Origin of the sequence: Olivibacter jilunii (assembly GCF_900607235.1) — a bacterium.
Lineage (GTDB): Bacteria > Bacteroidota > Bacteroidia > Sphingobacteriales > Sphingobacteriaceae > Olivibacter > Olivibacter oleidegradans.
The window spans coordinates 357,425-370,171 of record NZ_LR027853.1 but is presented as its reverse complement, the minus strand read 5'-3'; the positions used below and the strand labels follow the sequence as shown (position 1 = coordinate 370,171).

Genomic DNA, 12,747 nt, shown 5'->3' with positions numbered 1-12,747 from the left:
CTCCTTAACTAAACACATCTATGGAAAAAGATTTTTATGGCGATTTACGCTTGGGCATCCTTGGTGGCGGACAGCTCGGACGCATGCTTATCCAAGAAGCGATCAATCTGAACATAAGTGTTTCAGTATTGGATCCAGACCGGGATGCCCCATGTAAAAAATTATGCGATCGGTTTGAAGCAGGATCACTAACCGATTTTGACACAGTTTATAAGTTTGGTAAGCAAGTAGATATGCTTACGATTGAAATCGAAAAAGTAAATGTAGATGCGCTGGAAAAACTAGAGGAAGAGGGTGTTGTCGTTTTTCCTCAGGCGCGTGTCATCCGCTTAATTCAGGACAAAGGACTTCAAAAACAGTTTTTTAAACAAAACGATATTCCAACAGCACCCTTTCAGTTGATTTCTTCAAAAGATGCATTAAAAGATTTAACCATCCCTTTTCCTTATATACAAAAATTGAGAAAAGATGGCTATGATGGAAAAGGAGTGCATAAAATTGCAGATGAAGCTGATTTAGCAAATGCCTTTGAGGCACCGAGCTTGATTGAACAATGGGTGGCTTTCGAAAAGGAAATCGCCGTCATCGTAGCGCGAAATGATAAAGGTGATGTATCGACCTTTCCAATGGTTGAAATGGAATTTAACGCAGAGGTTAATTTGGTTGAGTTTTTAATTTCCCCATCCATTTTACCTTTCGAAATACAGGAAAGAGCCGAACAGTTAGCCATAAAGATTGCAGAGGATCTTCAAATCGTAGGACTTCTTGCAGTGGAAATGTTCTTAACGCCGGATGGAAATATTCTGGTAAATGAACTCGCCCCCCGACCGCACAATAGCGGACATCATACAATTGAAGGAAACTATACATCGCAATTTGCACAGCATTTGCGCGCAATCTTCAATTTGCCGCTAGGTAACACCGCTGCACGTAGCAATGCGGTGATGATTAATTTGCTCGGTGAAGCCAATTATGAAGGACTGGCGATTTATGAGGGGCTTGAAGAGGTATTGGCGGAAGAAGGGGTTTATATACACCTCTACGGTAAGAAATTCACGAAACCTTTTCGTAAAATGGGACATGTAACTATTGTGAACGAAGATCGTGAAAAGGCGGTTACCTTAGCTAGAAAAGTACAGGCTACCATTAAAGTAAAGGCCTAAATAAAAATCAAATCCATTATTATGCAAACAAGTCAACTTCCTTCAGTAGGAATCATTATGGGCAGCAAATCCGACCTCCCCGTAATGGAAGACGCGATTAAAATATTAAAAGAACTGGGTGTTCAAATAGAGGTTTCTATCGTATCGGCGCATAGGACTCCGGAACGTATGTTCGACTATGCGCAAACGGCTGCGTCGCGCGGACTGAAAGTAATCATTGCAGGAGCCGGAGGGGCCGCTCATTTGCCAGGTATGGTAGCATCGATTACGCACCTGCCGGTGATCGGGGTACCCGTCAAATCTTCCAATTCTATTGACGGATGGGATTCCATTTTGTCTATATTACAAATGCCTAATGGCATTCCCGTTGCTACGGTAGCATTGAATGCAGCAAAGAATGCAGGCCTTTTGGCTGCGCAGATTTTAGCTACTGCTGATCAGCAATTGGCACAGAATCTTATCCATTTCAAACAAGAGTTGAAGAAGAAAATAGAAGAGACCGCACAAGAAGTGGAAAACATGAACTTCTAGACCGGAAAACAGCCATAACGATAATCGTAATGGCTGTTTTTCATTATTCAAAAAATTAAACCATCCAGCCTATCTTTTTGTGCTAGCTCCGGCACCAACAATTTGCGCTTTCTATTGTTCCATCATAGTATAAAAAAGAACAATCAATTCATTTAAGATTTATGAGTAAATTGAAAGACAAAGTGGCTCTAATAACCGGATCTGATTCCGGCATTGGTCGTGCAATCGCCGAAGCGTATGCTTCCGAAGGCGCTCATGTTATTATCACCTACCATTCTGACCGGGAAAGTGCTAAAGAGGCTGAACAAAAGATAAAGAAATTAAAAACAAAAGTTTCAACCTATCAATTGGATGTGAGTGATGAGACCAGTGTTCAATCGGTTTTCGGAAAGGCTGTAAAGGAATTTGGTCAAATCGATATACTGGTCAGCAATGCAGGCGTTAACGGCAGTAATATCCCCGTAGTGGAAATGGACACAGAAACTTTCGATACGTGTATCAAAACGAATCTGTATGGTGCATTCTATTGCTGTAGAGAATTTTTGAGGCTGCGAAAAAACAAACTTAAGGGAACTAAAATAATCATTGTCAGTTCTATCCACGAAGAAGTGTGTACAGCAGGCAATGCCGATTATAACGCATCTAAGGGTGGGGTTAGAAACTTCAGCAAAAGCCTCGCTTTGGAGCTGGCACCTAAAGGTGTGTGTGTTAATAACATTGCCCCGGGGATGATACTAACTCCTATGAACCAGCAAGCCATGGATAACAAAAAGGTACGGGAGGAGAAGGAGCAGCACATTCCCATCAAGCGTGCCGGCAAACCCGAAGAGATTGGCCCTTTAGCGGTATACCTTGCGTCGTCTGATAGTGATTATGTTACGGGAACGACTTTTACTATTGATGGCGCCTTAAGTATAAATTTGGGACAGGGAGCATAAAAGGCCTATATTACATTTAACTGACTGCCAAAGAGCTGGCTTTACAAAAATTTAGACTTATCTTTGCGCTTTATTTTTAAGATATGAGCAAGCACGGACGAATTTTAGTAGCTATGAGTGGCGGGGTAGACAGTTCAGTGGCCGCAGTGATGCTTCATGAGCAAGGTTATGAGGTTATTGGGTTGACGATGAAAACCTGGGATTATGCATCTTCCGGAGGAAGCACCAAAGAAACCGGTTGCTGTAGTTTGGATAGCATTAACGATGCCCGTGCTTTAGCAGTTGGTTATGGTTTTCCTCATTATATCTTAGATATTCGAGATGAATTTGGCGACTTTGTGATCAATAATTTTGTGGATGAATACCTGGCGGGAAGAACGCCTAATCCCTGTGTTCTTTGCAATACCCATATCAAATGGGAGGCTTTATTAAAAAGAGCGGACAAACTGGATTGCGAATTTATTGCAACGGGTCATTATGCAAATATTCGCTTACAGGACAGCGGTCGGTATGTCATATCCAAAGGCCGAGATGAGCATAAAGATCAATCGTATGTGTTGTGGGGCGTTTCCCAAAAAAATCTGGCTAGAACAAAATTTCCCTTGGGAAGCTTTACCAAAGCTGAAATCAGACAGATGGCGCTTGAAATGGGACAAGTAGAATTGGCCAATAAATCGGAAAGCTATGAAATCTGCTTCGTTCCGGACAACGATTATCGATCTTTTTTACGCCATCGCGTAGAGGACATTGATGAGCGTATAGGTGCTGGTAACTTTATCTTATCGGACGGTACGGTAGTGGGCAAACACGCGGGATATCCCTATTATACCATCGGACAGAGAAAAGGCTTGGGGATTGCTCTGGGACGTCCTGTTTTTGTTATTCAAATACTACCTGAAAGCAATACAGTAGTGTTGGGTTCAGAAGAGGAACTCCAAAAAGATACGGCATACGTCAGAAATATCAATCTGATCAAATACGAGCATATACCTGAACCGATGGAAGCAGTAACCAAAATACGCTATAAGGATGTCGGTGCCATTAGTCGGATTGTTGAAGAAAACGGAAGTATGAAAGTGGACTTCGAACATTATGTAAAAGGAATAGCTCCGGGCCAATCGGCGGTTTTTTATGAAGGGAATGATTTGTTGGGCGGTGGATTCCTCATGTAAATTTTAATGCAATTTTAATTAAAAAAATTTGGTGATCTTTATTTCCAATATTTAATTTGATCCATAAATTGATTAGACTGGCAACGAAAACGAAAGATAAAATCAACTAACTATTATACAAATAACGAACAATTTTATCTATGTTTGAGCGATAAAACAAAAAGCCGAAGCGTGTATACTTCGGCTTTTTGATCAAAAAGGCGAAGGCAGTTTGCTAAAACATGAATAAATCCCTTTATTTGCAAAAATCAAGATACTGAATGGCAAAGAACTTATTAATTGTAGAATCACCGGCAAAAGCAAAAACAATAGAAGGATATTTAGGAAAAGATTTTTTAGTTAAATCAAGTTATGGACATATTCGTGATCTGGTTAAAACGGATGATGCCATTGATACTGCAAATAATTTCGAGCAGAAATATGAAGTCCCGGCGGATAAAAAAGCGGTTGTTAGCGAGTTAAAAAAGCTGGCTAAATCTGCTGAAACTGTTTGGCTCGCGTCCGATGAAGACCGGGAAGGAGAAGCGATTTCCTGGCACTTATACGAAACGTTAAACCTAAAAGAATCCAGCACAAAACGGATTGTTTTTCACGAAATTACCAAGCCTGCCATTCTTAAAGCCATTGAACAGCCGCGAAAAATTGATTTTAACTTAGTAAATGCCCAGCAAGCCAGACGCGTATTGGATCGTCTAGTTGGGTTTGAATTATCTCCCGTATTATGGAAAAAGGTTAAACCCTCCCTCTCGGCCGGTCGCGTACAGTCGGTAGCAGTACGGCTGTTAGTTGATAGAGAACGGGAAATAAACAAATTTGAGCCCGAAGCAGCCTTTCGGGTTGTTGCAATCTTCTTTACGGAAGAAAATAAAAAAGAACTTTTCAAAGCGGAATTATCGAAACGATTCGCAACTATAAATGAAGCCGAAAAATTTCTTAATGACTGTATTCCGGCATCATATCATGTCAAAAGCCTAGAAACAAAGCCAAGCAAGCGAAATCCTGCTGCACCTTTTACAACTTCGACCTTGCAACAGGAAGCCAGTAGAAAACTTGGCTTTTCAGTAGCTAGAACCATGACAGTGGCGCAACGTTTGTATGAATCGGGAAAAATTACGTATATGCGTACCGATTCTGTCAATCTAAGTGATACGGCCTTACAGGCAGCCGAACAAGAGATCCGTTCTGCCTATGGCGATAAATATCATAAGAGAAGGCAATATAAAACTAAATCTGCCGGTGCCCAAGAAGCACACGAAGCGATCCGTCCTACCTATTTTAACCAACACACCATAGAGGGGGATCATTCAGAAAAGCGACTCTACGAGCTCATATGGAAACGAGCGATCGCTTCGCAAATGAGCGAAGCTGAATTTGAAAAAACTACCGCAAAAATTAATATTTCAACGCGTAACGAAGAGTTTACGGCTAGTGGCGAGGTCATGAAATTCGACGGTTTCTTAAAAGTCTACTTTGAGTCGACTGATGAGGAAAGCGAAGTCAATTTAGAAGAATCCGATGACAATGCACTTCTACCTCCTCTTAGAAACGGTCAGCAGCTCGGTTTAAAGGAAATGACCGCTACAGAACGTTTTAGTAGGCCACCTGCCCGCTATACTGAAGCAAGTTTGGTAAAAAAACTAGAAGAGCTCGGTATTGGCCGACCCTCAACCTATGCTCCTACGATATCGACTATCCAGAATAGAGGCTATGTGGTAAAAGAAGATAGGGAGGGAAAACAACGCGAATACAATGTACTGACATTAGGCCATGGTAAAGTAAATACTACTAAGAAAACCGAAATCACAGGAGCCGAAAAATCAAAACTATTTCCTACCGATATTGGGATTTTGGTTAATGATTTTCTAGTAGAACACTTTAAGGATATCGTCGATTTTAATTTTACGGCTACGGTTGAAAAAGAATTTGACGAAATCGCTAATGGACTGAAAGAATGGACCGCTATGCTCCACAATTTCTATGGCCCTTTTCATAAAGAAGTAACCGATACCATTGAAAACGCCGACCGAGCAAGCAGTGAGCGGATTTTAGGGACGGATCCACAAACGGGTAAACAGGTAAGTGTACGAATAGGCCGTTTTGGCCCTTTGGTACAGATTGGTTCGGCAGATGATGAAGAAAAACCGGTATTTGCCAGTCTGCGCAGCGGACAAATGATCGAGACCATCACTTTAGAGGAAGCCTTGGAATTATTTAAGTTGCCAAAAAAAGTTGGAAAGTACGAGGATAAGGAGATGACGGTAGCAATTGGCCGATTTGGACCATATATCCGCCACAACAATGCTTTTTACTCCTTACCCAAAGGAATAGATCCAATGGATGTAAACGAGACCCAAGCGATAGAAATCATTGAATTGAAACGAAAAAAGGACATTGAGAAAGTGATCAAGACCTTTGATGAAAATCCGGAGGCACGAATTGAACAAGGCCGCTGGGGACCTTTCATCCGTTTCGGAAAACAAAACATTAAGATTCCTAAAGATAAGGACGTAGACAAAATAACATATAATGATATTTTGCAATTAGCGGAAAGTGATAAGTCTAACACCGGCACCAAAAAGAAGGTACCTGCGAAAGGCAAAAGTAAAACGGCAAAGAAAAAATAGCGGAAGATATATGAAGAAGGACCTTCCTCCAAACGTTGTAGAAGATATATATGTAGCTGTTGTATTGGAAAGTGATTCGCCTACCAGCAGACACTGGAATGTTTACTTAATCAACCAAAAGGAAGAACCCATAAAGAATGTGCTTATCAGCAGCAAGGGCTATGGTTTGAAGGATGAGCGCGAAGTAAAAACTTCCGTATTACGCCATTTTATCGGAGATATAGAGGCAAAAGAGTTTGCATTAGTAGAAGCAATTGACGAACAGGTTTTCGGTTTAACCAATGAATATTTGCTGAGTTATTATATTGGTGGAACTATTTATGATAAGAAATTTATTTTCTTACCGGAAAGTATTGTTGACACCAACCTGATCCGTATTCCAATCATTAATAAACCGGGCATTTTAATTGGGATATAAAAATAAAGAGCGGATTTATACAATCTGCTCTTTATTTTTATAGACCCGCAAGCAAGCCTATACTTATACTATTTCATCACTATAAACATAACGAATTTCGTCTCGTAGGTTGTATTTTGAAGCCATTACCTCACCATATGCACCCGTTGTGCGAATGGCAATCAAATCCCCGCGCTTAGACTCCGGAAGCTCGACTTCCTTCCCGAAACAATCGGTACTCTCGCAAATAGGCCCTACAACATCATAGTTAACCGATCCGTCCCTCGTCTCTTCACTTAGCTGCTTAGCAGATAAATGCTCTATTTTGTGATAAGCTTGATATAAAGCGGGTCTCATTAATTCTGTCATACCTGCATCGAGAATCAAAAAATGTTTTTTAATACCATTCTTGACATACAAGACCTTACTAATTAAGCTTCCGCTTTGCGCAACCAGAGCTCTTCCGAGCTCAAAATGCACCTCTTGCTCTCCCTTACGCTCCAAAAATTGATCAAAGATTTCAAAGTAACGTTTAAAATCAACAATAGGATCACCATCGGGATCGGTATAGTTAACCCCCAATCCTCCGCCTACATTCAGTACTTTTAAACGATATCCACGCTCGTCAAACCAATTGTTAAACTCATTTACTTTTACACACAGGCTTTTGAAAACATTGAGATCGACTACTTGTGAGCCCACATGAAAATGTAGTCCGATTAATTCCAGCGAATCAAAGTTCCTGATAACATCCAAGCATTCATTTAGTTCCCAGGTTTTAATACCAAACTTGTTCTCGTCTAAACCGGTTGTAATATACTTGTGTGTCTTCGCATCCACGTTTGGGTTGATTCTAAGTGCAACTTTCGCCACCTTGCCTTCCTTCTTCGCTAAATCGCCGATGACGCACAACTCCTGTACCGATTCAACATTAAAAGCAAATATATCGTGATGAAGTGCAGCTATGATTTCTTTATCAGCTTTACCAACACCTGCAAAAACAATTTTATCAGGGGAAAAACCCGTTTCTACCGCCTTTAGTACTTCATTACCACTTACACAATCGGCTCCAATACCGGATTCTTGGATAATTTGTAAAACGCGTTCATTAAAATTCGCCTTAAGCGCATAATGTATGTGAAACTTGTACTTATCAGCCTCAGTAAGCGCATTATCTATTGTTGCTTGGAGTAGCTGTAAATCGTAATAAAAAAAGGGGGTTTCCTTCTGCTCAAAAGCAGCTATAATATCTCTGTTAAACATGTAATTCTGTAGCGTAAATCGCCATTATAATTAAAATAAACGATTGTGTAAAGAACGAAGCACTTCAACCTTATCTTCAGCGTTAATCAGCAATGAGATGTTAAAATTGCTGCCACCATACGAAATCATGCGCACAGGGATGTGTTTCACAGCGTCCAATACACGGGAAGCGTAACCATGCGTATTTAAACTGAAATCGCCGACGACGCAAACGATGGTTTGATTAACGTCAATTTCAACTGAACCAAAATCCTTTAATTCCCTTTCAATATCACTGAGAAAACGGGTATCATCAATGGTCAACGATACAGCGACTTCCGAAGTGGTAATCATATCGATAGGTGTTTTGTAACGCTCAAAAACTTCGAAAACTCTTCTTAGAAAACCAAAAGCTAAAAGCATACGCGAAGAATGAATTCGAATTGCGGTAATACCATCCTTAGCCGCAATAGACCGAACTTCTCCCCTCACGGCCCCCTCTTTACTGATCAAAGTGCCCGAGGCATCGGGATCCATGGTATTCAGTAGCCTTACGGGAATGTTATATCGTTGAGCTGGAAATACACTTTGAGGATGTAAAATTTTTGCTCCGAAATAAGCTAGCTCCGCAGCTTCATCAAATGTTAAATGGGCAATGGGCTTTGTACCCTTTACGATACGCGGATCGTTATTATGCATACCATCAATATCTGTCCAAATTTGGACCTCTTCCGCACGTATGGCTGCACCTATTAACGAGGCGGTATAATCGCTTCCACCTCGTCTTAGGTTATCAATCTCACCAAAAGCATTTCTGCAGATGTAACCTTGCGTAATAAACAACTGGTGGTCATTTGAAGCTGCTAATAAAGTCGACAAATGCTCGCCGATAAAATCAATAGTAGGTTCATTATCTTCATCGATCTTCATGAAGTCTAAAGCCGGTAGCAGCTTAGAGCGAACGCCAATTTCCGTAAGATAAAAATGATAAAGGGTCGTTGACAATAACTCCCCTTGTGCCAAAATAATCTTTTCTTCTATAGGTGTAAAAAGGTCATGGGCAAAAGATTCTATAAAGTTAAAATGATAATCGATCAGTTCCTTTCCATTTTCTTTACCTTCTTGACTTGTAAATAGCTCTTCAATAAATTCCTCATACTTCGCGTGCAAACCCTTAATTAGTGCTTCGGCCTTTCGCTTATCACCCGCTGCAAAAGCTTGTGATATTTCAACTAATGCATTGGTTGTACCTGCTACTGCAGATAAAACAACGATCTGTTTCTCTTCACCGGGTTGGATGATGTCCAGTAATTTCTTCATACGCTCGGGACTACCAACCGATGTTCCACCGAATTTTAAGATTTTCATTGAATGTTTAATTTGTTTTTATCGATACTATTCACTGTTTTTAGGTATCAATGAGCTCGCAAGCTCGGTTAACGGCGACTAAGCTTGTCTGAGCTAAAGTACCCCTCTGGCAGCTCAGCCATTTTTCGTCAGAATAAGTTATTTTTTAGTCGGCCTAACCGCTATAAGGGCGACTTTCTTGACCATGCGCAAAAATAGCAACAAAAAACCCGTATAAAAAGTCTTTTCATACGGGCGCCAAAGATACTCAATTTTATTATATCTATAATATACTTTCAGTTATATTTAAAAAAAAACACCATAACGCCCGATAGGTTTAATTTTTTTTATTCAAAATCGGTATTATCGAGCTTTTTCTTATTTATTTTCCATGTTCGTCGATGAGCGTTTGGATAATTCCATCGACAAGACCTACCCTAGGCACAACAATATTTTTTACACTTCCCCATTTCATAACATTCAGGAAGATTTCACAAGCCGGAATAATCACATCGGCACGGTCGTTATTTAATCCGAGAACATTGATACGTTCTTTTAGGGAAAAAGAATTTAAATATTCGTATAGCGACTTAAGTTTATTGAAAGATAAGGGCTTAGTTCCCTTTTCGTCGGCTAGACGATGCAACTTATTAATATTACCGCCGGTTCCAATGCCTATAATTCCTTTATAATTCTTGGTGTTTTCTTTTATCCATTCCTTCATTTCAGTCCAGGTTTCCTCGCTATCCTGATTATCTAGGATACGAATAGTTCCTATATTAAATGACCTCGATGCGCTTAAAGCTCCATTATTAAATACCGATAACTCGGTGCTACCACCACCAACATCAATGTATAAATAGCTTTTCCGTCTTTCCAATTGCTGTTCAACATGGCTATTATAGATGATACTAGCTTCTTTTACGCCATCAATGATTTCCAGGTTGATACCGACTTTTTTTATCTCTTGCACCAACTCGGAACCATTGACAGCTTCTCGCATGGCAGAAGTTGCACAAGCCATGTATTCACTAACCTTATAGACGTCCATCAGTGATTTAAACGCCGACATAGTTTTTATTAAATCTTCTGATTTTCTCTTAGAGATGTTCTTATCAATAAAAGCGTCGTCGCCTAAACGTAAGGGTACTCGAATGAGTGTATTCTTCTTAAAAGAAACTACTTGGCCATTCTCAATTATATCAGCAATTAATAATCTGATAGCGTTTGAACCAATATCAATAGCTCCATATCTCATATCTTTATTTATTCTTTTGTTTCAAATAATGGTAAGTATCCAGTTGGGCCCGATAACTCATTTCATTTTTTCTCTTCTTTACGTATCTGTTATCGTTTGCCGCATTAATTACCCTTGCTTTAGTATTATCGCGAAGTTGGAGATCAAGAATATCTTTTATTTCCTTAACCAATAAGGGATCTACTACGGGAAAGCTAACTTCCAATCGTCTATCTATGTTTCTGGTCATCCAATCAGCTGACGATAAATATATTTTTTCATTGCCATCGTTCCCGAAGATCCACACACGAGCATGCTCCAAAAATCTGTCTACAATACTAATAACCGTTATATTTTCGCTGAAACCTGGTTGTTGCGGAACCAGACAGCACATACCTCGCACAATTAGTCGGATCTTGACTCCAGCGTTACTAGCTTCATACAATTTCAAAATCATACCTTCATCAGAAAGGCTGTTCATCTTTAAAATCATATATGCATCCTTGCCCGCTTTAGCAAGCTCTATTTCCCTATCGATTAATTGATAAACTGCATTGCGCATTTCCAAAGGCGAAGTGATAATGTATTTATAGCCTTTGTAAAAAGATTTTTTTTCCAGTCCTTTAAAAAGCCTTTTTAGATCTGCCGTTATACCTTTATGAACGGTGAACATACTATGGTCGCAATAACTTCGCGCGCTCTTTTCATTATAATTTCCTGTTGCCAGATTCGCATAATACGTAAGTCTCCCCTTTTCCCTCCTGCTTATCAAACATATTTTGGAATGTACCTTATAAGCCAAAAGACCATAATGTACATGCACTCCACCCTCTTCCAATTTATTACTCCAGAAAATATTGGCTTCTTCATCAAATCGCGCTTTTAATTCAATCAGGCAGTTTACTTTTTTTCCGTTCTTTGCTGCGTTGATTAAGGCATTGATAATCTTTGAATTTTCGGCCAAACGATAGAGGGTAATATTAATTTCCACCACTTTTGGATCAATGGCAGCCTCTCGCAAAAAATGAATGATATAGTCAAATGACTGGTATGGCAAACTGATCAGATAATCTCTTTTTGCAATCTGGTTAAAAATGCTATTACTCAAGTCGAGCTCTTTTACTTCGAGCGCAGGAAGCGTCTCATACTCCAAGGATGGTCCTCCTACATTTGGAAAGGCTATGAAGTCTTTGAAATTGTGGTAACGATTGCCTGGAATAAGTACACCGTTGCTCAAATTCATTCTCGAAACCAAAAAATTCAGCATGTCCAGTGGGATCTCACTGTCATAAAGCAAGCGCATTGGCTTTCCCTTCGATCGCCTTTGAAGGCTCTTACTTAAGGCTTCGATAAATTTCTCACTTACATTGGGATCGATATCCAGTTCCGCATCACGGGTCAGTTGGATCGTGAAGGCTTCAATGGTATCGTATTTAAAAATAAAAAACAATTCATCAAGACAATATCGAATGATATCATCCAAAAGTATAATGAATTTCAATTGATTACTATGAGGAAGCACCAAAAAACGATTAATGCTTTTGCTGGGCACCTCCAATAGGGCATATCTGATTTTCTTATGATATGTTAACTTAATAAGGAAATAAATTCGGCGATCTTTTAATTCAGGGAATGGTTTGGTATTGTCCACATCCAACATAATCGGAACCAGATTAGGAAGTACTTTCTCTTGAAAATACTTCCTAACAAATTCTCCTCGACTAACGTTCAGTTGTTTTTCATTAATAATAAAAATCTTCTCTTCCGCCAGCTCTTTAATTATTTCGTGCTCATAAAGGTATTCAAACCGCTTTTCCTGTTTAACAACGATATTCTTAATTTCATTTAATACTTTCCGAGGGTTAAAGCCCAGGAGCTCCTTCGCTTTCGTATTTACGTTTGCCAACCTATTAAGTGTAGCCACTCTTACGCGATAGAACTCATCTAAATTGGAAGAGAATATCGAAAGAAAGCGAAGACGCTCTAGTAGAGGCACTGATTTATCCGCCGCTTCCTGTAATACGCGCTCATTGAAATATAACCAACTTATCTCTCTATTAATTAAAGGAGCTTTGCTCTTAAAAGATGCAGACATT

Annotated in this window: 10 protein-coding genes; 6 read left to right on the top strand and 4 right to left on the bottom strand. The window is 39.8% G+C overall.

The genetic code is table 11. The annotated features are described in order from the left end of the window. Positions 1 to 20 precede the first annotated feature (20 nt). The 6 genes from E0E36_RS19910 to E0E36_RS19885 all read left to right on the top strand — a co-directional run bounded on the left by E0E36_RS19910 (position 21) and on the right by E0E36_RS19885 (position 6,846). The gene (locus E0E36_RS19910) at positions 21 to 1,163 is read left to right on the top strand and encodes a 5-(carboxyamino)imidazole ribonucleotide synthase (protein WP_130857453.1); all 1,143 of its coding nucleotides are present in this window, start codon (positions 21 to 23) and stop codon (positions 1,161 to 1,163) included. 21 nt (positions 1,164 to 1,184) lie between these two features. Next, entirely contained in the window at positions 1,185 to 1,694 is a 510-nt protein-coding gene (purE, locus tag E0E36_RS19905; protein WP_013666440.1) for a 5-(carboxyamino)imidazole ribonucleotide mutase, read from the top strand. Positions 1,695 to 1,855: 161 nt separating this feature from the next. Next, positions 1,856 to 2,632: an SDR family NAD(P)-dependent oxidoreductase gene (locus E0E36_RS19900; RefSeq protein ID WP_130857452.1), complete on the top strand. Its 777-nt coding sequence runs from the start codon at positions 1,856 to 1,858 to the stop codon at positions 2,630 to 2,632. Positions 2,633 to 2,715: 83 nt separating this feature from the next. Next, entirely contained in the window at positions 2,716 to 3,804 is a 1,089-nt protein-coding gene (gene mnmA, locus E0E36_RS19895) for a tRNA 2-thiouridine(34) synthase MnmA (protein WP_130857451.1), read from the top strand. 260 nt (positions 3,805 to 4,064) lie between these two features. Next, on the top strand, positions 4,065 to 6,428 hold the full coding sequence (topA, locus tag E0E36_RS19890) for a type I DNA topoisomerase (protein WP_130857450.1): 2,364 nt from the start codon (positions 4,065 to 4,067) through the stop codon (positions 6,426 to 6,428). A 10-nt stretch (positions 6,429 to 6,438) separates the two neighbouring features. After that, on the top strand, positions 6,439 to 6,846 hold the full coding sequence (locus tag E0E36_RS19885) for a hypothetical protein (RefSeq protein ID WP_013666436.1): 408 nt from the start codon (positions 6,439 to 6,441) through the stop codon (positions 6,844 to 6,846). Between the two features lie 63 nt (positions 6,847 to 6,909). Here E0E36_RS19885 and lysA read toward each other — a convergent pair whose 3' ends face one another. The 4 genes from lysA to ppk1 form a co-directional block, all read right to left on the bottom strand. Beyond that, on the bottom strand, positions 6,910 to 8,088 hold the full coding sequence (lysA, locus tag E0E36_RS19880) for a diaminopimelate decarboxylase (protein ID WP_130857449.1): 1,179 nt from the start codon (positions 8,086 to 8,088) through the stop codon (positions 6,910 to 6,912). Positions 8,089 to 8,118: 30 nt separating this feature from the next. Further along, entirely contained in the window at positions 8,119 to 9,435 is a 1,317-nt protein-coding gene (locus tag E0E36_RS19875; RefSeq protein ID WP_130857448.1) for an aspartate kinase, read from the bottom strand. Between the two features lie 361 nt (positions 9,436 to 9,796). Next, positions 9,797 to 10,672: a Ppx/GppA phosphatase family protein gene (locus E0E36_RS19870; protein ID WP_130857447.1), complete on the bottom strand. Its 876-nt coding sequence runs from the start codon at positions 10,670 to 10,672 to the stop codon at positions 9,797 to 9,799. Positions 10,673 to 10,676: 4 nt separating this feature from the next. Next, positions 10,677 to 12,746 (bottom strand): polyphosphate kinase 1, encoded by a 2,070-nt coding sequence (gene ppk1, locus E0E36_RS19865; protein WP_130857446.1) that lies wholly within the window; start codon positions 12,744 to 12,746, stop codon positions 10,677 to 10,679. Between the last annotated feature and the right edge of the window lies 1 nt (position 12,747).

What these genes read in the sequence shown, in the direction of transcription:
- E0E36_RS19910 (WP_130857453.1), top strand. Translation starts at nt 21, where the DNA reads ATGGAAAAAGATTTTTATGGCGATTTACGCTTGGGCATCCTTGGTGGC.
- purE (WP_013666440.1), top strand. Translation starts at nt 1,185, where the DNA reads ATGCAAACAAGTCAACTTCCTTCAGTAGGAATCATTATGGGCAGCAAA.
- E0E36_RS19900 (WP_130857452.1), top strand. Translation starts at nt 1,856, where the DNA reads ATGAGTAAATTGAAAGACAAAGTGGCTCTAATAACCGGATCTGATTCC.
- mnmA (WP_130857451.1), top strand. Translation starts at nt 2,716, where the DNA reads ATGAGCAAGCACGGACGAATTTTAGTAGCTATGAGTGGCGGGGTAGAC.
- topA (WP_130857450.1), top strand. Translation starts at nt 4,065, where the DNA reads ATGGCAAAGAACTTATTAATTGTAGAATCACCGGCAAAAGCAAAAACA.
- E0E36_RS19885 (WP_013666436.1), top strand. Translation starts at nt 6,439, where the DNA reads ATGAAGAAGGACCTTCCTCCAAACGTTGTAGAAGATATATATGTAGCT.
- lysA (WP_130857449.1), bottom strand. Translation starts at nt 8,088, where the DNA reads ATGTTTAACAGAGATATTATAGCTGCTTTTGAGCAGAAGGAAACCCCC.
- E0E36_RS19875 (WP_130857448.1), bottom strand. Translation starts at nt 9,435, where the DNA reads ATGAAAATCTTAAAATTCGGTGGAACATCGGTTGGTAGTCCCGAGCGT.
- E0E36_RS19870 (WP_130857447.1), bottom strand. Translation starts at nt 10,672, where the DNA reads ATGAGATATGGAGCTATTGATATTGGTTCAAACGCTATCAGATTATTA.
- ppk1 (WP_130857446.1), bottom strand. Translation starts at nt 12,746, where the DNA reads ATGTCTGCATCTTTTAAGAGCAAAGCTCCTTTAATTAATAGAGAGATA.